The organism is Anabaena sp. CCY 9402-a, assembly GCF_963920945.1.
In the GTDB taxonomy this organism is placed as follows: Bacteria; Cyanobacteriota; Cyanobacteriia; order Cyanobacteriales; family Nostocaceae; genus Trichormus; species Trichormus minutissimus.
The window spans coordinates 44,337-65,286 of record NZ_CAWUDL010000035.1; the positions used below are offsets into that span (position 1 = coordinate 44,337).

Sequence of the window (20,950 nt, forward strand, 5' to 3'; positions counted from 1 at the left end):
TAAGTTTTAAAATTAGCCTTTTTAAATTAGTTGTGGTCTAAATCTTAAAATAATTCAATCACGAATCACGAATTACGAATTACGAATTACGAATTACGAATTACGAATTACGAATTATTTTAAATCCAGTAATCCTGTTTCTTTTAACTTAGGATTGAACCGAATTTGTGCTTTTAACCCACGTAATTCTAAAGCCGCTAGAATTTCTGTTTCTAATCTTCTGGCTGCATTTTTAATGATTTTCATTTGCGTGAGTTCATCATTAGTGGGTTTTTGATAATTAGCCTCTTCTTCCGGTGTCATTATTGTTTTAACATCAATAGGCTGCGTCCATGCGGCTTTTTGTTCTCCATTCCCCACAGGGAGACTACCGTTTTCAGCTATCCAAGCCTGCTCAATATTTTCTAAAATTGTCCGACTAGGACGCTCAATAGTTGCCACTTTCACCCAATAACATTGTTGGGGTTGACGAACTAAATGCTGTCTGAGGCTTAAGTAAACATCACGGGAGTAACCAACAAATTGCAGTTCTCTTTCCTGATTAAAGATGGCATATACTCCAATTTTTCCCTGTAAATTTTCAGGTAATTGACCGTTTTCATCAATGTAGGGAATATATTCTAAAGCTGTGAGGGTAGGTAGATTCGTTTCGTTAGTCATACTTAATTCAAGGTAGGGTGTGAATTGGGAGCATAGGAAACAGAGCGGTAGAGAAGATTTTACCCCATTCCCTATGCCCCGTTTTCAAAACAGATTTCAACTAGCCTGTGATTGTTGTTGTGTTTGAACTAAATACAAGAGTTCTTGTGTAGTCAGACTACGTTTTTTTTGGACTGATTCTTCTCGTACTGCGTCTAAAACAGATTGGGTTTCTTCAGGGTTGAGAATAATGCCGTGTTGCTGCAATATGCTAGATAAAAGATGTCTACCAGAATGCTTACCAATTACTAAACGTCGGGAACTACCTACTTCTTCTGGTGCAAATGGCTCGTAAGTGTTGGGGTTTTGCAGTACCCCGTGAGCATGGATGCCTGATTCATGGGCAAAGTTATTTGTTCCCACTACGGCTTTCCAAGGTGGTAAATCATAACCAGATGCAGATACTACCAGTCGAGACATTTCGATTAATCGTCGTGTGTCAATATTTAAATCATAGTGATACAAGTGTTTCAGAGCCATTACAACTTCTTCTAAAGCTGCATTCCCAGCCCTTTCACCTAAACCATTAACTGTAGTATTTATTGATAAAGCACCTGCTTTGATGCCGGCTAAAGCGTTGGCTGTTGCCAAACCAAAATCATTGTGAGTGTGCATTTCTACTGGTATAGCCAAAGATGTGACTAGTTGTTTGATTTTGGCGTAAGTTGTAAAAGGTTCGAGAATGCCTACTGTGTCACAATAGCGAAACCGTGATGCGCCCCATTCTTGGGCAGATAGCACTACGTCTAGAAGGAACTTTTCTTCGGCTCTGGAAGAGTCTTCTCCCCCTACGGAGACAAAAAGACCTTGATCTAGGGCAAAATTCACACTATCTTTGAGTTTTTGTAGCACTAATTGCCATTGACCTTGGAATTTGGCGTTAATTTGGATTGCAGAGACGGGAATTGATATATGTACGCGTTGTAACCCACAAGCTATGCAAGCTTGAATATCGGAAATTACAGCTCGATTCCAACCCAATAACTTGGCTTGTAAACCTAATTCACAAATTGCGGCTATGGCGTTCTGTTCCGACTGACCCATAGCCGGAATGCCTACTTCAATTTCATCAACGCCAATTGTATCCAGAAATGTAGCGATCGCTATTTTTTCTTCTAAGTTAAAAACAACACTAGCTGCTTGCTCACCATCACGTAATGTAGTGTCATTAATCAAAACTGGGTTCATTTTTATGGGTGATGACTGTTAAATATTTATAGTAATTTATTATGCCTGTCAGTGTTACCGATTATGAAAAGATTATTATACTCAGCATTACTATAAATACTTAGCCAATGTTATTAGTAAATTAACTCTATATTGTTTCTGGAAGATCATAGAAATTGTACTAATTTAGTAACTGCGATCGCTCCCAGCGAATTACTACATTCAAGTGATTTTTTACTTATTTATTTCATCTGTAGAAATTCTTTTATTCCTTGTCTAATTGGCTGGCGATCGCCTATCTATTATTATGTATTAAGCCTAACAAAATTATATAAGACTCATATTTGATTTTTGTTAGTGTTGGTACTAGCCTGCACTTGCGTTTAAAAACTCAAGATAACTCTCAAAGGCTTCTTCCCATTTCCCCAATTCCCCACTCCCCACGATCTATTCTCTAAATTCAAAAATCAAACCGGATTTCCATATTTATAACCTACCAACTTAATCAGCATTAATTGAGGTATTCGACAATAAGTCTGTATCATCTGCTGATATTTCCGCGTTGGTAATTCTGACATGATGAAAAAATCCAGATATCCAGGGTAAAGCTATGAGAATTGCTGTTAAAACTAACAAAAATAAGGAGATGCCAAAAATTTGGTCACGGGGAATCTCCAGCACACCCCGCAGAATTACTTCCCGTAAAGCAGAAACTATGGTAATTTCTGCGGCTGCACCTACTGAAATTTTCTGTGTTTGTAAATAGTCAATTAATAAGCGAAATAACTCTACCAAAATTAAAATAAACAAAATATCAGATGTTACTTCCCGTAAATCTAATGGGTGTAAAAAAGATAAAAACATATCACCCAAACGGATGAACATAACGCAAAATAAGCCTACACAAAGAGAAATAATAATAATATCTTGAAAAACTTCTAGATTAGTGACAATTGTTGCTCGATTAAACCAGGTATTTAACTTTGTGATTATCCGTTTTGGCATATTGTCTCCAGGATATTTTGAGTTCTATTTCTCCATGATAGACAATTGCATAAATAAAAATTATCATAATCAAACTAGTTTTTATAATTTTCCTAACAATCTAAAAACCTGAAGATTCACCTCATTTTAAATGTATGCAAATTTACTTTTTATGCGTCTAATTTAAAAAATATAGGAATCTTCTTTGATTTTTGAAAAACATTAAGAGAAAATACGTGTGAGGATATAGGACTCATCTTTGATTTTTGAAATACACATAAGGTATGTTAGCGTCAGCGTAACGCACCTTCCCCAAAACTTTTGGTGCGTTAAGGCTTACGCCTAGCACACCCTACATATACTGAGATTTTTTTTTATAAATCAATCGGATTCCTATAGATATAGGTTTCCCAGTCAGCAAATACAAACGGAAAATGCTTCTATGACAGCACTTACATTGAATCTCAATTCTGTAATTAAACTGACAAGAGAGCAGTTTTATCAGTTGTGTGCAGAAAACCCCGATTTAAAATTAGAACGCAATGTCCAGGGAGAGTTAATTATAATGCCACCGACGGGAGGAGAAACAGGGAGAAGTAATGTTAATTTAATTCTGCAAGTAGCATCATGGAACGAACAAAATCAACTTGGCGAAGTTTTTGATTCATCTACTGGATTTACTTTACCAAATGGTGCTGACCGTTCTCCCGATGTTTCTTGGGTGGAAAAATCCCGTTGGGAGGTTTTGACTAAAGAACAAAGAGAGAAGTTTCTGCCTCTGTGTCCTGATTTTGTCATTGAAATCATGTCACCATCTGACACTTTGAAAAAAGTTCAAGACAAAATGGATGAATATAGATCAAATGGGTGTCGTTTAGGTTGGTTGATCAATAGAAAAAGGCAGGAAGTAGAAATTTATCGCCCAGGACAAGCAGTGGAAGTATTAAAATTACCTCCAACTCTTTCTGGGGAGAATACTTTACCTGGATTTGTACTCAATTTACAAAAAATTTGGTAAAAATAGGAAAAACTCTAGATGAGTGTGCTGCTAAATATCGGGGGTTTTGTCGCAAGTACAAACCAAAGCCAAAATCAGAAAAGCGTAACCACTGGGGAAGCAAGCTGCTAGCGGGAATGAAGTTGAAAGGAAAGCCGAATAAAAAGAAAACATCACCAGGACAAATGAATCTACCTTGGAACACATGGGAAGCAACAGACCCAGAAATTCAGAAAGTACCTGAAAAATTTGTCATGGCGAATTGCTATGACCCCGAAAGGGGGAGTGCCAGGTATCAAAAACCAGGAAACATTGAAACGTTGTAGAAAAGTCGGCAATAAGAAATGTTTATGAATTGACTGAAAGCTTTCTTTATAGGTTACAATTTACAAGTCTCTGCGCGAGAGAAGAGTATTCATTCGGTTGGTGTGATATTGTAGGATGGTGTGAGTTAGTGGCAGGTGTCCCAAAGGGGCTTGCTTGTATTCATTATCTGAAAATTTTTGTGACCATTTATATGCGCTTGACCACTCTAATGCGTCATACATTGCACTATAGTCTTTTCCTTTCTGCTCATAGATGCGCTTTTGAACACTAAAACCAAAGCGACCGTAACTATATTGTACCCAAAGCTGGTCAATTGTCCTGAGGTCAGAACAGGGAAATTTGTCAATAGCTTCAATATCTAAGTAACCTTGACTTTCTCGTTTAGCTACTTTCAGCATCATTTTAGCTGTTTCCTCATCAGCCTCGCGCCAATTTCCAGCAGCTAAGTGTTCTAAAAGTTGCCTGTATTGTGGTGGCCATTGATCTTTAACAACCCTGATTCCTTCTCCATCAGTGCGGTTTTCCTGAGTCCAACAGGTAAGAGGTTTCTCTTCTCTGGCTGGATACTGTTTTGCTTCTGCTTCTGTGGGTAATCTATAACGAATTAGGTTGTTACCAAAATTAGAATTTAAACTCAACCAAGCACAAAAACGATTAGCAGCTTGGAAACTAATGCCGGTGACAGATTGAATAGGAGAAACATTCTTGGCATCAACTGGTAAAAAACCTGGCTCAATAGTATTTGTGCCAAAAGTATCTTTGATAAACTCCTGATACTCTGCCCAAATAAGATAACTCTGATCTATTTCTTGATTTTCATTAATTCGCAATAAGTTATTTAACCTTCTGGTTAATTTCACCTGTGCTGCTATCTGGGCAATTTTTGCATCTTTAGATGTCAAACCAGCTTCAAGAATATTTTCAAGTTGACGCTGTGTTTGTAGTTCTACTTTCTTACTTTCTTTCAAACAATCATAAGCCAAAGTTAAAGAAGCAACTGTTTGATTTTGTAACGCTGCTTGAATCAAATTTGTAGCATCACTTTGAGCCGCATAAAGACGAATTGTTTCAGCCCACCAAGAATTATCAAAATTATCAATTAATATTTGTTCTTGCTGCAACTCTTTCACCTCAGCCGCAGCTAGATATTCCTGAAAACTCAAATGAGCAAATTCAAATATATCTTGCTCTCTTTCGACTATTAAACCACTCACATCTTTAACTTGTTCTAAAAATTCTCCTGGCGTTAATGTAATATTAACTATTGTTTGCAGTTCCTTATCAATTAAACTCTCAACTTCTGCTGGTGCAAAAGTGCGAGTTTCCCTTTGCATCAAATCCAGTGCTAAGACTTGCAATACTGATTTATTTTGTTCAGATGTCAGAGGTGCTTTAATTTTCTTTGCAGCTTGTCGCGTTCCCAAAAGTAAATCACAAATTTTTTGATAAAGTTCCACCCTCCGTCCTGGTAAAGCACTACCGCTATAGTGAACAGTAGCAATCATTGTCACCAATAGCGGATTTGTTGCCATATCAGCAATAGCACGATTATTAATAATCCGGTCAATTAAATCTGCGGCATTTTTCTTAGCTTCTGCTTTGACCGCTTGATTATTTTTACCAGCACGACTTCTGATTTCTGTTTGCAGATACCAACTATTAATAAATTGCTTCATCTGCTCTAAAGTGAAAGGTAGAACTTTTAAAATAACTCCTACCTCATCCACAGGCGCACTACTCATCCACAGGCGCACTACTATAACCATAAGGACGGGAAGTAATAATAAAAGCTGTTTGGCGATAAGTTGCCATTTGCTTATTTACCCATTCACTTACCTGCAAACGTTCACTACTATCAGCAACTTCATCTAGTCCATCCAACATGACTAAACACTTGCCATTTTTTAACTGTTGATTAAACCAATCTGTTTGGGGTTTGAGTTCTGCAAAAGCAGGTTCATTTTTTAAGTGATTGGTAATTAATTCTGGTAAAGTAGGAGGTTGTTGGCTGGTAATTGCTTCACGGATATCCCGCAGATACAATAATATTGGTAAAAATTGCGGTGCTTTATATTTGCCATAACCATTTTTGGCATAGGTCAAAGTTAAATGCTTCAGCAAAGTGGTTTTACCATATCCAGGGGGAGCAATCACAGCCATGCAGCGATAACTGTTTTGTTGAGAAATAGCAGCTAAAAAATCCCAAATTTCTTGATGTTCAGAATGTTGACTGGTGTGTTGACGCGAAACCATTGCACCAGAAATATTTTCTAAATTACCTGTATCAACTTTTAATGGTACAAATACATCCTGTAAATTTAATACAGGTAAGCCAATTCTAAACCCCTCTGTTTTATAGTCACAATAAAAATCAACTAATAACTTTTTATACTGATTCTGAAATCCTGAAATTTTTTTAATAAATTTATTTGGTAACTCGTCTGCTTGTTTAGCAATCAATTCTCCAGCTTGTTTACCTTTTTCCTCTGCTTTGGCTTCTAGGGCTTTCATAAATTCGCCGCTAAACTTCACCCAGATAGAGGAACTAGCAGTTACAAAGGTAGAAATTACAGCCTGTGTCCATTGATGGTTAACGAGAAAATGTCCTGTTATGCCAACTCCAACACCAGTAGGTAGCCATTTGACTAATGCCTGTGTAATATTTTGCATCTGACGGACTTAAAGGAAAGTATTGATATGATTACGCTTAAATACATCTTTAAATAGATGATACGCTAATTTACTGATGGCAATGTGAATTTCTGACTTTTTGCGTTAAGTGTCTTTTGCAAGCAGCCAAATTTGGACTTATGCAAGTGTCACAATTGGATGGTTGGTGCGTGACGCTATAAGTCTCAAGACTACGTTCAAATACTTTCGCAGCGTCACACATCCTACATAAAAAATATTTCAGTTGCGTAAGTTCTATCTAGTTTCCAAGTTTATTCTCGTTTTACAAATCTACAATTGATACGACGCTGTCAAAGCGACAGCTAGACCATCCGCCGCATCATCAGGCTTGGGAATCTCTTCTAAATCCAACTCCCGTGCTACAGCTTCCTGCACTTCTGATTTATCCGCATTGCCGTAGCCAGTCAAAGCTTGTTTAATTTGAGCAGGGGTAAATTCTACATAAGGTAGATGATGCTGCGCCAAGGCTAACATAACTACGCCTCTGGCCTGTGCCACTAGGATAGTGCTTGACATACGATAGAAGAACAGTTTTTCAATTGCCACCAAATCTGGCTGCAAATGATCAATCAGGGTATGTAAATCATCGAACAAGGTACACAGGCGTTCTCCTGTATCTATGCCTGCCGAAGTTCTAATTACCCCGAAATCCAAGACACTGACTGTTGTATCTTGTATACTAGTTGGGCTTTTTGTACAGGTAATTGCCCCAAATCCTAAAATTGCTAATCCGGGATCTAATCCTAAAATGCGTTTTTCCATGAAAGTTTATGCAACCAAGCCAAATTATTTGGCAACTTTGACGATCTGCCCTTAGTGTAAATGCAACGGGAAAGTTCCATAACTTCATACTTGGTGTTAAAACCAGTTAGTGTACATTTTCTGTTAATTATTGTTTGTACCACTGTTCCGAATCAGGTATGTCAATAGGTTTTCTCAGACAAGCCCTCCACAGACTGCAAAAACAATCACGCAGTCGAACTTCCCATCGGGTGAACCAGTGGTTTAAATGGTTATCTCCTGGACTGTCGATCAAACGATGGTTGCTGATTAGTGTTGGGGGTGTACTGCTGACAATTTTGGGGTTGGCTATTTGGATCAAGCTGACCCCCATTTTTTTGATATTGGAATTGCTTAAGGGTTTTTTGAGTGCGATCGCCAATATTTTACCCAACTATGTCAGCGGCCCTCTAGTCATACTTTTTGGTTTGTTATTGGTGCTTTGGGGACAAACTCGCACTGTGGGTTCAATTACTCAGGTACTAAGGCCAGATGGCGAAGAAGAACTTATTGATGTACTTTTAGCCCATCGCCGATTGTACCGAGGCCCGAAAATAGTTGTGATTGGTGGCGGTACAGGACTATCTAATTTACTCAGGGGATTAAAAACCTACAGTGCTAATATTACCGCTATTGTCACCGTCGCTGATGATGGTGGTTCTTCTGGCAGACTGCGCCAAGAGTTTGGAGTTCTACCACCAGGAGATATTCGCAACTGTCTAGCAGCCCTCGCCGATGAAGAAAAGTTATTAACAGAATTATTTCAATACCGTTTTCGGGCTGGCGATGGGTTGACTGGGCATAGTTTTGGCAACTTGTTTCTCACAGCCATGAGTGAGATCACTGGGGACTTAGAAAGGGCTGTGGCTGCTAGTTCTAAAGTGCTGGCGGTGCGAGGACAAGTTTTACCTGCTACTTTAAGTGACGTTCGTCTGTGGGCAGAATTAGCTGATGGTCGCCGCATTGAGGGCGAGTCTAATATTCCCAAAGCTGGGGGTAAAATTGTCAAGATTGGTTGCGTTCCTGATAATCCTCCAGCTTTACCGGCAGCTATTAAAGCTATCAAAGAAGCTGACTACATTATTATTGGCCCTGGTAGCCTTTATACCAGCTTAATTCCTAATTTGTTAGTCACGGGAATTGCTGATGCGATCGCTCAAACAGAAGTTCCCCGCATCTATATTTGCAATATCATGACCCAACCAGGCGAAACTCAAGGATATAGTGTTGCTGACCACATTCAGTCTATTGATGCTGCTTGTGGGCAAAGACGGCTATTTGATGCGGTATTAGTCCACAAAAAATCCCCCTCAGCCAAATCACTCATCCGTTATGCTCAACAAAATTCTCACCCTGTTTTCTTAGATAGAGAAGCTGTATCCCAACTAGGACGAAGAATTGTTTTAGCTAACATCCTGTATGAAGATGAAATCGGCTGCGTGCGCCACAATCCCCAGAAGCTCGCAAAAGTCCTATTAAAGTGGTACGGTGGCGCGCATCATGGAAAATAAGAAATAGTCCACAGTCAAAAGTCTATAGTCAGAATACCTAATGACCATTGACCATTGACTAATTATGAAAATTTTACTCAAAGATGCAGACGCAACGCTCAACTTAGGTATCAAGCTGGGGCAAACTCTGATTCCTGGTAGCGTCATTTTACTAGAAGGTGATTTAGGTGCTGGTAAAACTACATTGGTACAAGGGATTGGACAAGGTTTAGGCATCACTGACCCTATTGTTAGTCCTACATTCACCCTGATTAATGAATATTCCGAAGGACGCTTACCCCTTTACCATCTTGATTTGTACCGCTTAGAGCCACAAGAGGTTTCAGGATTAAACTTAGAAATTTACTGGGAAGGTGTTGAGGTGACTCCCGGTATTGTAGCGATTGAGTGGGCAGAACGAATGCCCTACAAGCCAACTAGTTATCTCCAGGTGCATTTGACTTATGGGGATGAAGGCACTCGTCAAGCCGAAATTACACCCTTCAATTGCACTATCAACGACTTGATTGCTAATTTGTGAAAAGCTTTTGTTAAATTTTGGTAAAAAGCTGCCAATACTTCAGTAATGTCAGGGTTGCTCATCAAAGACTGTGCATGAGGATAAATCAACAATTCACCCTCCAATACATCGGTATTTTTTTGATTTACCAGCACTAACAGCATGATTACCAATCAACTTTAATTAAGACACGACAAAATATTTAGTGATAGTCGAGGGAGAATTCCCGGCTCGTTCTATCTACCACTACCACGCTCATCTAAAAAATTAGTTACCATAATTTTGTTCTTTATTCAAAAATCGCTGAAATATTCTTCACTAGCACATCTGGTGTATTTACCATCTACTCAGTTGTTGTCTGAGATCAACTAAATTGCGTATGATCGCGGTCATTCTGGCAGTAGTTGGATAAAAATTTAACTTGCTTTGTTTCAGAAATGCTTTTTTCGATGCTATGTAGCAAGCAGTGAGATTTTTTTAATACCTGCTTTTTAAGCAAATTAAACTAACATGAAAACTGACATAAACTTGTCCTTAAGTGGATAATTTTGTTGTTTAGTTTTTTAGAAGACCTCGGTTCACTGGTTGATACTGGTAAAAATTCTGCGTCTTCTGCACTACGGTTGTTACTGTTAGCCCATTCTTAAAAATCTCTGTAAACTGGCTCTGGAATTGACTTCAACGAATGTCTATTTATCGTTTCTCGTCGTGTTTTACTAAGTAATACTAAGATTCTCAACCACAGCATTACCAGTCACAGTTAGCAATCAGAGAACAGAAATCGGTTTTAAGCAGGTACAAAATAAGCACTTATAAAATTTTTGTATGTATAAAACATATTTTTCACAGAAATTCGCCCGTTTACTTAACCCTATTTTTCTCTACAGTTATTTGCTAAAACATCCGGATAGTTGAACGCAAAAAAGCTAATGGGGTGAAATTCAGTCATGATTAATTTCTGTATTAGCTGTCTAACCTGTCTTCGCACTTAAGTATTCCCAAACTCAATTCAGGATCTCTACCGATAAAGTTACTAATTGTTAATTTATGAGATAAACTGATTTAGCTTCTCTGCTGTGACAAGATATACTTATATTTGACTATAGACAGATGAAAACAACAGTAATTTGATATAAGAGAAAGACTATTTATCCGATTCCTCGGATAAATAGTCTTGAATTTGCCAATAAAGATTTTCCCTAAAGATTTTTACGTAAAAATACTAATTAGACCTAATAAAAGCCGCGATCGCATCTTTGACTTTTGGCCCACAATGATTTCTGGTGTAATAAGTACAGCCTTCATCAATAAATTGGGATGCAGCAGATATAAACTTTTCTACAGTCTCGGTTCTAGCATCATCCATTTCTTCGCTGACTGGAGTTTGGGTAAACCTGTTGGTTCTTTCCTCTCGTTTTAAGAGAGTCCGAGTATCTCTGTAGGTTTCCTCTTGTTTAGATTTAAATTTCTCATTTAGGTCGAACTGAAGACGCAAATACCGTTGAGAGTTGTATCCGCCCATGATTTGCTGGCAAATGGTGCTACTAACCTCTGATGTCGGCTCCATGAATATATCAATTAGATGCTGCGCCCAGTTTATACCCCGCCAACTGTGGACTTGCTCAAATCGAAATGGTTCGCCACTCTGACCTGTCCCAATAGAAAGGATGGCAATGTCTTTTAACTCTACACCATCTAAATTATATTCTTGTTTAATTGCTGGTGAAATTGAGGATTGACTTAGCCTCATGACTAGACTAAGTGCTGCTAGTGCCGGGTTATTAGCCCCCACTCCGCCATCAATGTGAGGAAATACCCAATCGCCAAATTTCTCTTTGTTCATCGGCTCTAATTTATAAGCCGGAAAAAATGTAGGTGCAGAGGCCGATGCAGTACATATCTGCCATAAGTAACATTCGTCATACCATCTTGCCCCCAAATCTGGATGACAGTTAGTAAAAAATGTTGTGTTCCGGTAAAGAGTATCGTAAGCCAAGATTAAAATCATTGGTTTGGCGATGTCCTGGATTCTTTTGTAACCCAAGACATCAGTTAAGACATCAATCAGCCCTTGATGAGAATATTTAGGTGGTGACAATGCCTCTAGCACTGGTTGGATGATACTGGGGATTTTTTTGTAGCGTTCTTTTTTATTCAGGGGGAATATCTGCTGACCCTGTTGTCTATATAGTTTAACTAGCTCATCACTCTTTTTTCCTACAGCAATCCCTGCTGTTAAAATTGACCCGGTAGAAGTGCCGGCAATTAGGTCAAAATATTCATGTAAAGATTGACCCTTCCGTTCTTGAATTTGTCGCTCAACTTCTTGAAGAATGCGTGCTGTAATCACTCCACGTATACCACCACCATCCAAACTCAAGATTTTGAAGGACATTGCAATTCTCCTTGATAGTATTTTTTTTCTTGTTTTGGGTATAGTTTCTGACCTATACAGACGTTAGCCAAGAGATTATTCATTGAGATAGGGTGTAGAGATTTAAGTTAGTAAACCTCTCAACCTAGTCTCAACAAATTACCTTTTCTGTCAGTTCTGCTGTGATTTGAACCAAGTAAAACTTAAAATGTCAGAATTTAACCTGGTTACACTATGGTCTAAATTGGTTTAATACGTAAAGACTAGCTAATATTTGCTACACGAAACTTAAAGCTTGACCCCGCACTTCCGTATTCAGTTCACCTTGGTCATAGACAATTTGACCGCCGACAATAGTTGTTACAGCCCATCCTGTAAGATTCCAACCTTCAAAGGGACTCCATCCACACTTGGTTACTAGTTCCTCTCGCCGGACAGGGCGATATGTGTTCAAATCTACCAGCACTAAATCGGCATCATAACCAGGTGCGATCGCTCCCTTGTTGGGGATACCATAAGCTTTAGCTACAGCCGTAGACATCCAGTTAACAACTTGGGCAACAGTACACTTACCCTCCATCGCCGCCGTTAACATTACAGCTAAGGATGTTTCTACTCCAGGCATCCCAGAGGGTGTGTTGGGATATTCTTGGGCTTTTTCGGCTAAGGTATGGGGGGCATGATCTGTAGCAATAAAATCAATCACCCCATCCCGCAAAGCTTGCCATAATACCTCATTATCGTGGGGCGATCGCAGTGGTGGATTCATCTGTGCTAGAGTACCAATCTCTTCATAAGCACTGGTATTGAGCAACAAATGTTGTGGTGTCACCTCTGCCGTTACCCAACTGGGTTTGTCTTGACGCAGCAATTCTGCTTCCTCAGCCGTTGACATATGTAAGATATGTAAACGACGGTGATATTTTTTCGCTAGTTTTAATGCCAACTGAGTTGCTAACAGTGCCGCTTGATTATCTTGAATTTGGGAGTGAATCGCCGGATCGTGAATACCCGCAAACTCTTGGCGACGTTGCTGAATTCTGGCTTGGTCTTCCGCATGAACCGCAATCAATCGCTCACCTTGAGCAAATATCGTCTCCAGCAAAGCTTCTTGATCAATCAACAACTGACCGTGCATTGACCCCATGAAAATTTTAATTCCCGGTGTAGGCGATGCGTTCAGTAAATCGGGCAGGTTTTCTGCCGTTGCCCCAATAAAAAAGCCATAATTAACTAAGCACTTATTCGAGGCACGTTGTAATTTGTCGTCTAAAGCTTGCTGGGTGGTAGTTAGAGGACGGGTGTTGGGCATCTCTAAAAAAGATGTTACCCCACCTTTAGCACAGGCACAACTAGCTGTGAATAAATCTTCCTTATGTTCCAACCCTGGCTCTCGAAAATGCACCTGGGGGTCAATGACTCCTGGCAACAAAGTTAAGTTTTGTGCGTCAATTTCTATTGCTGGTGTCGTCGTGGCAATTTTTGATGCAACTTCTACGATCTGGCGATCGCGTGTCAATACATCTCCTACCATAAATTCACCATTGGGTAAGATGATGCGAGCGTTCCGAATTAATATACTTTGGGACAATGGCATGGGATTAACAAGTTTCCAACGAGGAACGAAAGATGAAGTAACTTGGCCTCAATTAGTCCTGATTTCCGAGATTTTTGTTTATCCAAGGTGAGATAGCCACAAAAAAACTAATCATGATGACTACTGAATCAAGTTTCTCCCATTAAAATTAACAAATATAGTATTCCTCAGTGAGTTAATTACCTGCAATTTTCCTTAGTTCAACAATTTCATGCAAAATCAAGTGTCTGACAACAATTCTAGTCAACAACCCGATAATTCCTGGATCGCCGAGCTAGGTAGAACAGTTGTATTAAGTATCGTTCTCGCATTAGGTATTCGTACCTTTGTGGCTGAAGCACGCTGGATTCCTTCTGGCTCTATGGAACCCACTCTGCACGGCACTCCGAACCAATGGGAAGCAGACAAGATTATTGTTGATAAATTGAAGTACAAATTTTCCCAACCACAGAGGGGCGATATTGTCGTATTTTCGCCTACAGAAGAGTTGCAAAAAGAACAATATCATGATGCCTTTATTAAGCGAATCATTGCCTTACCTGGCGAAACCGTAGCCATCAGGAATGGTCAAGTCTATATCAACAATCAACCCCTGAAGGAAGATAGATATCTTAACTCCACTCAGAACACATTTACTGATGTGTGTACATCAGGACAACAGCCGGCTTTCTTAGAGAAACCCCAAACAATACCCCCTGATTCCTATCTGGTACTAGGCGACAACCGTAATAGTAGCTACGATAGTCGTTGTTGGGGTGTTGTTCCTCGTAATAATATTATCGGTCGTGCTGTAGTCCGGTTCTGGCCACTCAACAATGTGGGAGAAATAGATAAGTCACCACTCTATCCACAATAAATAATTACCCATAGCAGTTGAGGTGAAATTAATACGAACAGCTCATTGACCATCATAATTCACCAAAAAATTGCCCAATAAAGGTTTCACACCGGATAAATTATGGTTTTTACAGTTAAGGGGCTTCCAAATAACAAAATATCCCCTCGCTTTTATGGTATGGGAGCAGGGTAGGGATAATCGTTTTGATTTCAGAAATTGGATAATTTGTTTTTTAGAGTTCCCTGAAACAAGAATTTTATATTAACAACTAACTTTGAATAAAACATAAAATTTAAGGAACTGAGAGTATGTAGTAGTTTTTTGTTCCTTAGATTTATTTTTATGAAAAAATTTATCAAAACTTAAAACATACACATACAAGTCGGATTTACCTCCCTTAATGGACAGTAGCCACTTGCAGGATAGTCAGATGAGAAGCAGAGTTTTGCCAAACTCAGGTTATTTAGATATATTTGCAGCTATCAAAGATTAAAAAGCTTATTGCTTAAGCATTCTTTCCTTTTAGCTTTTTGAGGAATTTAAGCAGTCTTTTTTATACACCAACAGGAATAGTAATTTATAATACGATCATTTTATTGAACTGATTGTTAGTGCTAATGGTGACATTATTTATAATTAGCAGCCTTTATAAAACTGTGGAAATACACCTTAACACTTAATTAAGATACATATTATGTATTTCCAGGTGATAGAGGACAAATTATGGTGTTATAACAAAGCTTGATGTTTAAATATCAGAAGATATGCTCTAAAAGCTTCAGTATAAAAAATCAAACTTAGTATTTTCCTATACTAGTATCAGCTAATTGCTTGATATATTTTGCTATTGTAATTTAGTAGTAACCCTGAAATTGAATGTAGCTGATATTATCTCGGATGATGAATATGCAGACACAGATCATAGACACTTATTAAGTTATTAACTTGATTTGTTCCCTGAAATTTTGCCATGACTAACAAAATTGGTTAGATAGCACCAAGTACACAAAAGATATTCTGCTGTGTTTTCTGCAAGTTTCATTTTCATGAATGGAGAACAAGAATCATGCTGTAGCAAATTATAGATATCAGCCTCTTTAAAAGTTACTACAGCTAAATTCTTTAGAAATCGAAACTAGTTATTCGATTTCTAAAGAATTTAGCAAACAAGTATCATTTTGAGAAAATCATGGAACTGATCGGAACAAATGCAGAATGAATTACCAGTGGTTAGATACATCTAAAAAAGATATTTTGATAATTGACGACATGGTAGACAACCTGCGAGTGTTGTCTTCAATTCTGACTAGAGCAGGATATAACGTCCGCAAAGCTTTAAACTGGCAGATGGCTTTAACTGCGTGTCAAACAGTATTACCAGATTTAATTTTACTGGATATTATGATGCCCGAAGTGGATGGTTATGAAGTTTGTCAACGTTTTAAAGCTTGGGAACTCACTGCGGATATTCCTGTAATTTTTATTAGTGCTTTAGATGATGTTTTCGATAAAGTCAAGGCGTTTAAAACAGGAGGTGTAGATTATATTACTAAGCCATTTGAATTAGAAGAAGTTTTAGTGCGGGTACAAAATCAAATAAAGTTAAGGACAGCACAATTAGAAATCATTACACTCAATTCAGAATTAGAACAAAGGGTAAAACAGCGCACTTACGAACTAGAAAAAGCTTTAATAAAATTACAAACAGAAGTTACTGTTCGTGAATCTCTGCAAAATAAATTAATGGAAGTAGCCCTGCATGATTCACTTACTGGTTTACCTAACAGAGTTTTATTTATTCAGTACATAGAAAAAGCATTAAATTGTGCCAATCAGAAATCCAATTATCATTTTGCAGTTATGTTTTTGGACTGCGATCGCTTCAAAGTTATCAATGATTCGTTGGGACATTTAGTAGGAGATGAATTGCTAATTGCTATTGCCACTCGTATACAATTATGTCTCACATCATTTGATATTCTAGCACGATTAGGTGGTGATGAATTTGGGATTATTTTAGAAAATTTGACAGATATTAATATGGCAATTCAAGTTGCAGAATCTATTCTACAAAAGTTATCAACTACATTTAAACTATCAAGATATGAAGTTTTTATGAATGTCAGCATTGGTATTAATTGGGGTAGTAAAGACTACGAAAAGCCAGAACATCTGTTGCGAGATACTGACACAGCAATGTACCATGCTAAAGCTTTAGGAAGAGCTAGATATCATGTTTTCAATCCACGTATGTATCAGGATGCGATCCATGTGTTAGAAATGGACAACGACCTGCGTAAAGCTATTGAACGACAAGAATTTCTGATTTATTATCAGCCAATTATTTCTTTATCTACAGGTAAAATTTCTGGATTTGAAGCTCTTTTACGCTGGAAACATCCAAATAGAGGTTTAATTTATCCCACAGAGTTTATTACCGTAGCGGAAGAAACAGGTTTAATTAAACCGATTAATACATGGGTTTTGCAGTTAGCATGTCAACAACTTTGTATTTGGCAAAATCATCCAGCAACACCAGAAAATCTTACTATCAGTGTTAACTTGAGCGCACGCTTATTTTATCAACCTAACTTCATTGCTCAAATTGATCACATTCTCCATGAAACTCAAGTCAATCCAAGTAACTTAGAGTTAGAAATTACAGAAAGTGTAATTATGGAGAATACTGAAGAAATTAAGCTAATTTTACAAGAACTGAAAAAGCGAAAAATTAAACTTATTATGGATGATTTTGGCACAGGTTATTCATCTTTAAGTTACTTACATAATTTTCCGTTTGACGGCTTAAAAATTGATAAATCTTTTGTCAAGCTTATGCAAGAGAATAAAGCAAATATGGGCTTAGTTCCTGCAATGATTAGTATTGCTGAATCTATGGGAATGACTGCAATTGCAGAAGGTGTTGAAACCCAAGAACAATTAATCCAACTCAAAAAGTTAAATTGTGATTTCGCTCAAGGCTATCTATTTTCTCAACCTATAGAACAAAAATTAATCATTGATTTTCTTGAATTGCTACCTCAATGGTAATATAAATAAAAAAATTAAGAAACGAAAATATACAATCCAATTGAAAACTGACATACTATGAATAGTCAATATTCAAGATATAGCTACAAAAATCTTTGATATGTTTGTCTGCTTTAAACACCTTATTTCAATATTTCTTCCTAATGCTTCCAAAATTTTAAAATTTAATTATTTTGGTATTTTATGATACATGAACTGAATAAAATTCCGAACTGAGATAATAAATTTATACCAGCACTAAATTACAAAATGTAGTCAAGCTTTTAGCTTAATATTTACTTATTTATAAAATAATTGCAGTTAATCCAAAGCAATAACCCGGTTTAAGTGAGTGAAAGCCAAAAATCTGGAATCAAAAAATCAATATTTTTATCTCAGACTTTTATTTTCAGTCACATAAAAGCATAATAGAAATGTGACTAATATCTTAGCCCCATTACAATCCTTAAAAACAGGTCGCTGGTTCAAGCTCATCTGCGGAGCTAGTTTCCAACACCTACCTACAGTCAGGAGTTTAACATTAGCCTACACTTTGGCAGGTGCTGACTGTATAGATGTTGCTGCCGATCCAGCAGTAATTTTAGCAGTTCAAGAAGCTTTACAAGTAGCCAAGAGTCTCCTGACTGATGCCCAAATACGCGGCTTTGACTATCAAGGTAATTCTCCGCTTTTGATGGTCAGCTTGAACGATGGAGAAGACCCTCACTTCCGCAAAGCCGAATTTGATCACGCGAAGTGTCCCGAAGACTGCCTTAGACCATGTGAAAAAATTTGTCCAGCACAGGCAATTATATTTGACCGTAGAGCAGACAATTTTTCAGGAGTTGAATCCCAGAAGTGCTACGGCTGTGGTCGTTGTTTGCCAATTTGCCCATATGATATAATTTATACAAAATCTTATATATCAACACGAGATGCGATCGCACCACTGGTAATATCAACAGGGGTAGATGCAGTAGAAATCCACACAAAAGTAGGGCGTTTAGCCGAATTTAAGCAGCTATGGCAAGTAATTTCACCGTGTGCAGAACAATTGAAGATATTAGCCATCAGTTGTCCTGATGGAGAAGGAATAGTCGCATATCTTCAGTCTATCTACAACCTCATTTCTCCCCAATGTAAAGAAATAATTTGGCAAACCGATGGTCGTCCTATGAGTGGTGATATTGGAGACGGTACTACATTAGCAACTGTGAAATTAGGTCAAAAAGTTTTAGCCGCTAATTTACTAGGATATGTACAGTTAGCAGGTGGCACTAATAGATATACAGTTGCTAAGTTAAAAGCAATGGGATTATTAAATAGTGCTGATCAAAGAAGCAAAAATCAGCACCACATTGCTGGAGTAGCTTATGGTAGCTACGCTCGTGTATTAATTTCACCCATTATCGAACAGTTAGAAACCAAGGAGGTAAATCAAAATAAGATCAAGGCAACTATCCGCCTAGAAGAAGAACCAGAGTTACTTTGGCAAGCCGTGGAGCTTGCACATTCTCTCGTTTCCCAGATCAAGTCACAGCCGGAGCGATAATCGCTCGTTCGTTATCTCTCAAGACGTCACTATAGAAAGCATGACGATTACAGACGATCTCCAAAAGTTGTTAGACATTTTGCCCCAAGACCTGCGGCAAATACTAGAGAATCACCTCAAAATAGAGACTTTAGTAGAAGTGGTTTTGGATTTGGGTCGTCGTCCAGAGGCTCGGTTTCCCAATCAAGCTGAGTATCTGAGCGAAAATCCAGTCACTCAAGAACAGATAGATGATTGTATTCAGAGAGTTGGAATCTTTGGCGGAGATAATCGAGCAGGAATTGAGCAAACCTTGCATCGCATCAGTGCCATCCGCAATCGTAATGGGAAGATCATTGGACTGACTTGCCGTGTGGGTCGGGCTATATTTGGCACAATAGGCATGATCCGCGATTTAGTAGAAACTGGTAAATCGATTCTCATGCTCGGACGGCCAGGTGTAGGCAAGACTACTGCTTTAAGAGAAATAGCTCGTGTTTTAGCAGATGAATTGAACAAACGTGTAGTCATTATCGACACCTCCAATGAAATTGCTGGAGATGGTGATGTGGCTCACCCTGCTATTGGTCGTGCTAGAAGGATGCAGGTAGCTCATCCAGAACTTCAGCATCAAGTGATGATTGAGGCAGTAGAAAACCATATGCCAGAAGTCATTGTCATTGATGAAATTGGTACGGAACTAGAAGCTTTAGCCGCTCGTACCATTGCTGAACGAGGCGTGCAATTGGTAGGTACTGCCCACGGAAACCAGATAGAAAACTTAATTAAAAACCCTACCCTTTCCGATTTAGTTGGTGGTATCCAAGCTGTGACACTGGGGGACGATGAAGCCAGAAGAAGAGGTAGTCAAAAAACTGTTTTAGAACGCAAAGCTCCTCCTACCTTTGAAATTGCTGTAGAAATGCTAGAACGGCAACGTTGGGTAGTACACGAAAATGTTGCGGACACAGTTGATAATCTTCTCAGAGGTCGCCAAACTAATCCGCAAACGAGAACTGTGGATGAGCAAGGTAAAGTTGCAATCACACGGCAACTAACTGTTGTTAACGGTCGCGGGGGACACTTATCAACATCTGAAGACTCTTTCTCATCAGCAAGACAATCTACAGGCTGGCGGACATCAGGACAAATGCTGGCGTTGCCATCTTTCCCTGTAGAACGGGAACGAGTTCCTAGTCCAAGTGAATTTGACCGCTTACTGGATGAGTCATTCAACTATTCAGAGAGCATTGAGTTCAGCACTAGCAGACAAGCTGGCCCAAATGGTGAAGACTTACCACTGCATATTTATCCATACGGTGTCAGCCGCCATCAGCTAGAACAGGTCATTAATGTGCTAACTTTACCAGTGGTATTGACAAAAGACATTGATAGTGCAGATGCAATTTTGGCACTGCGATCGCACGTCAAAAATCATGCCAAATTAAGGCAAATGGCTAAAGCTCGTCATGTCCCTATCCACATGATTAAGTCCAGCACTATCCCACAAATTACTCGTGGTTTGCGGCGGTTGCTCAACATCGACGACCCAGAAATTGCTGATGATCGAGAACTGCAACTGTTTTTGCATAATGGCAGCGACGACGAGATTGACGCTCTAGAAGAAGCTAGACTTGCTGTTGAGCAAATAGTCATTCCTAAAGGACAGCCTGTTGAGTTATTACCCCGCTCTCCTCAAGTCCGCAAAATGCAACATGAATTAGTAGAACACTATCGACTCAAGTCCCACAGTTTCGGAGAAGAACCAAATAGACGATTGCGTATTTATCCTGCATAGTTTCAGGAAGAAAAACTAGGCTAAAAGAAAGACTCCCTTCATGATTATGAAGGGAGTCTTTCTTTTGAAAAATAGAACCTGGCACTGAGCGATTGTGGCGGGAGGCAACCCTCCAACTATCGTAGCC

Annotated in this window: 16 protein-coding genes; 8 read left to right on the forward strand and 8 right to left on the reverse strand. The window is 38.6% G+C overall.

Annotation, left to right across the window (positions count from 1 at the left end; translation table 11 throughout):
• Window positions 1-114: 114 nt before the first annotated feature.
• The 3 genes from ACM0OR_RS14690 to ACM0OR_RS14700 all read right to left on the reverse strand — a co-directional run bounded on the left by ACM0OR_RS14690 (window position 115) and on the right by ACM0OR_RS14700 (window position 2,871).
• Window positions 115-660 carry a GIY-YIG nuclease family protein gene (locus ACM0OR_RS14690; RefSeq protein WP_414576999.1) on the reverse strand — a complete coding sequence of 182 codons (546 nt, stop codon included), beginning with the start codon at window positions 658-660 and terminating at the stop codon, window positions 115-117.
• 96 nt (window positions 661-756) lie between these two features.
• On the reverse strand, window positions 757-1,887 hold the full coding sequence (nifV, locus tag ACM0OR_RS14695) for a homocitrate synthase (protein WP_414577001.1): 1,131 nt from the start codon (window positions 1,885-1,887) through the stop codon (window positions 757-759).
• A gap of 480 nt (window positions 1,888-2,367) precedes the next feature.
• Entirely contained in the window at window positions 2,368-2,871 is a 504-nt protein-coding gene (locus ACM0OR_RS14700) for a phosphate-starvation-inducible PsiE family protein (RefSeq protein ID WP_190706728.1), read from the reverse strand.
• Window positions 2,872-3,292: 421 nt separating this feature from the next.
• Here ACM0OR_RS14700 and ACM0OR_RS14705 point away from each other — a divergent pair, with 421 nt between their 5' ends.
• A complete protein-coding gene (locus ACM0OR_RS14705) occupies window positions 3,293-3,868 on the forward strand; it encodes a Uma2 family endonuclease (RefSeq protein WP_323268313.1) in 576 nt (191 codons plus the stop codon).
• Complete coding sequence (locus ACM0OR_RS14710; RefSeq protein ID WP_414577003.1) at window positions 3,862-4,173, forward strand: hypothetical protein; 312 nt, start codon at window positions 3,862-3,864, stop codon at window positions 4,171-4,173. Before ACM0OR_RS14705 ends, ACM0OR_RS14710 begins: the two co-directional genes overlap by 7 nt.
• 60 nt (window positions 4,174-4,233) lie before the next feature.
• On the opposite strand, the gene ACM0OR_RS14715 is transcribed toward ACM0OR_RS14710, so the two are convergent.
• From ACM0OR_RS14715 to ruvC, 3 genes are all read right to left on the reverse strand, one after another.
• Window positions 4,234-5,940 carry a GUN4 domain-containing protein gene (locus tag ACM0OR_RS14715; protein ID WP_414577005.1) on the reverse strand — a complete coding sequence of 569 codons (1,707 nt, stop codon included), beginning with the start codon at window positions 5,938-5,940 and terminating at the stop codon, window positions 4,234-4,236.
• Window positions 5,909-6,844 (reverse strand): NACHT domain-containing protein, encoded by a 936-nt coding sequence (locus ACM0OR_RS14720; RefSeq protein ID WP_414577007.1) that lies wholly within the window; start codon window positions 6,842-6,844, stop codon window positions 5,909-5,911. The genes ACM0OR_RS14715 and ACM0OR_RS14720 overlap by 32 nt, the downstream gene beginning before the upstream one ends.
• A 291-nt stretch (window positions 6,845-7,135) precedes the next feature.
• Window positions 7,136-7,627, reverse strand: a complete 492-nt coding sequence (gene ruvC / locus ACM0OR_RS14725) for a crossover junction endodeoxyribonuclease RuvC (RefSeq protein ID WP_190706733.1) — start codon at window positions 7,625-7,627, stop codon at window positions 7,136-7,138.
• A gap of 158 nt (window positions 7,628-7,785) precedes the next feature.
• On the opposite strand from ruvC, the gene ACM0OR_RS14730 reads away from it, so the two are divergent.
• The gene (locus tag ACM0OR_RS14730) at window positions 7,786-9,156 is read left to right on the forward strand and encodes a gluconeogenesis factor YvcK family protein (protein WP_414577009.1); all 1,371 of its coding nucleotides are present in this window, start codon (window positions 7,786-7,788) and stop codon (window positions 9,154-9,156) included.
• 64 nt (window positions 9,157-9,220) lie between these two features.
• Entirely contained in the window at window positions 9,221-9,676 is a 456-nt protein-coding gene (tsaE, locus tag ACM0OR_RS14735) for a tRNA (adenosine(37)-N6)-threonylcarbamoyltransferase complex ATPase subunit type 1 TsaE (RefSeq protein WP_190706738.1), read from the forward strand.
• A 1,201-nt stretch (window positions 9,677-10,877) separates the two neighbouring features.
• Here tsaE and ACM0OR_RS14740 read toward each other — a convergent pair.
• Both ACM0OR_RS14740 and ACM0OR_RS14745 read right to left on the reverse strand, forming a co-directional pair.
• Window positions 10,878-12,050: a patatin-like phospholipase family protein gene (locus tag ACM0OR_RS14740; protein ID WP_414577011.1), complete on the reverse strand. Its 1,173-nt coding sequence runs from the start codon at window positions 12,048-12,050 to the stop codon at window positions 10,878-10,880.
• Between the two features lie 256 nt (window positions 12,051-12,306).
• Window positions 12,307-13,626: a dihydroorotase gene (locus ACM0OR_RS14745; protein WP_414577013.1), complete on the reverse strand. Its 1,320-nt coding sequence runs from the start codon at window positions 13,624-13,626 to the stop codon at window positions 12,307-12,309.
• 211 nt (window positions 13,627-13,837) lie between these two features.
• Between ACM0OR_RS14745 and lepB the strand changes: the two genes are divergently transcribed.
• The 4 genes from lepB (at window position 13,838) to ACM0OR_RS14765 (ending at window position 20,823) form a co-directional block, all read left to right on the forward strand.
• On the forward strand, window positions 13,838-14,482 hold the full coding sequence (gene lepB, locus ACM0OR_RS14750) for a signal peptidase I (RefSeq protein WP_190706744.1): 645 nt from the start codon (window positions 13,838-13,840) through the stop codon (window positions 14,480-14,482).
• 1,197 nt (window positions 14,483-15,679) lie between these two features.
• A complete protein-coding gene (locus ACM0OR_RS14755) occupies window positions 15,680-17,515 on the forward strand; it encodes an EAL domain-containing protein (RefSeq protein ID WP_414577015.1) in 1,836 nt (611 codons plus the stop codon).
• Window positions 17,516-17,930: 415 nt separating this feature from the next.
• Window positions 17,931-19,046: a circadian clock protein LdpA gene (gene ldpA, locus ACM0OR_RS14760; RefSeq protein WP_414577017.1), complete on the forward strand. Its 1,116-nt coding sequence runs from the start codon at window positions 17,931-17,933 to the stop codon at window positions 19,044-19,046.
• Between the two features lie 40 nt (window positions 19,047-19,086).
• Window positions 19,087-20,823 carry a R3H domain-containing nucleic acid-binding protein gene (locus ACM0OR_RS14765; RefSeq protein ID WP_414577018.1) on the forward strand — a complete coding sequence of 579 codons (1,737 nt, stop codon included), beginning with the start codon at window positions 19,087-19,089 and terminating at the stop codon, window positions 20,821-20,823.
• Window positions 20,824-20,950: the final 127 nt, after the last annotated feature.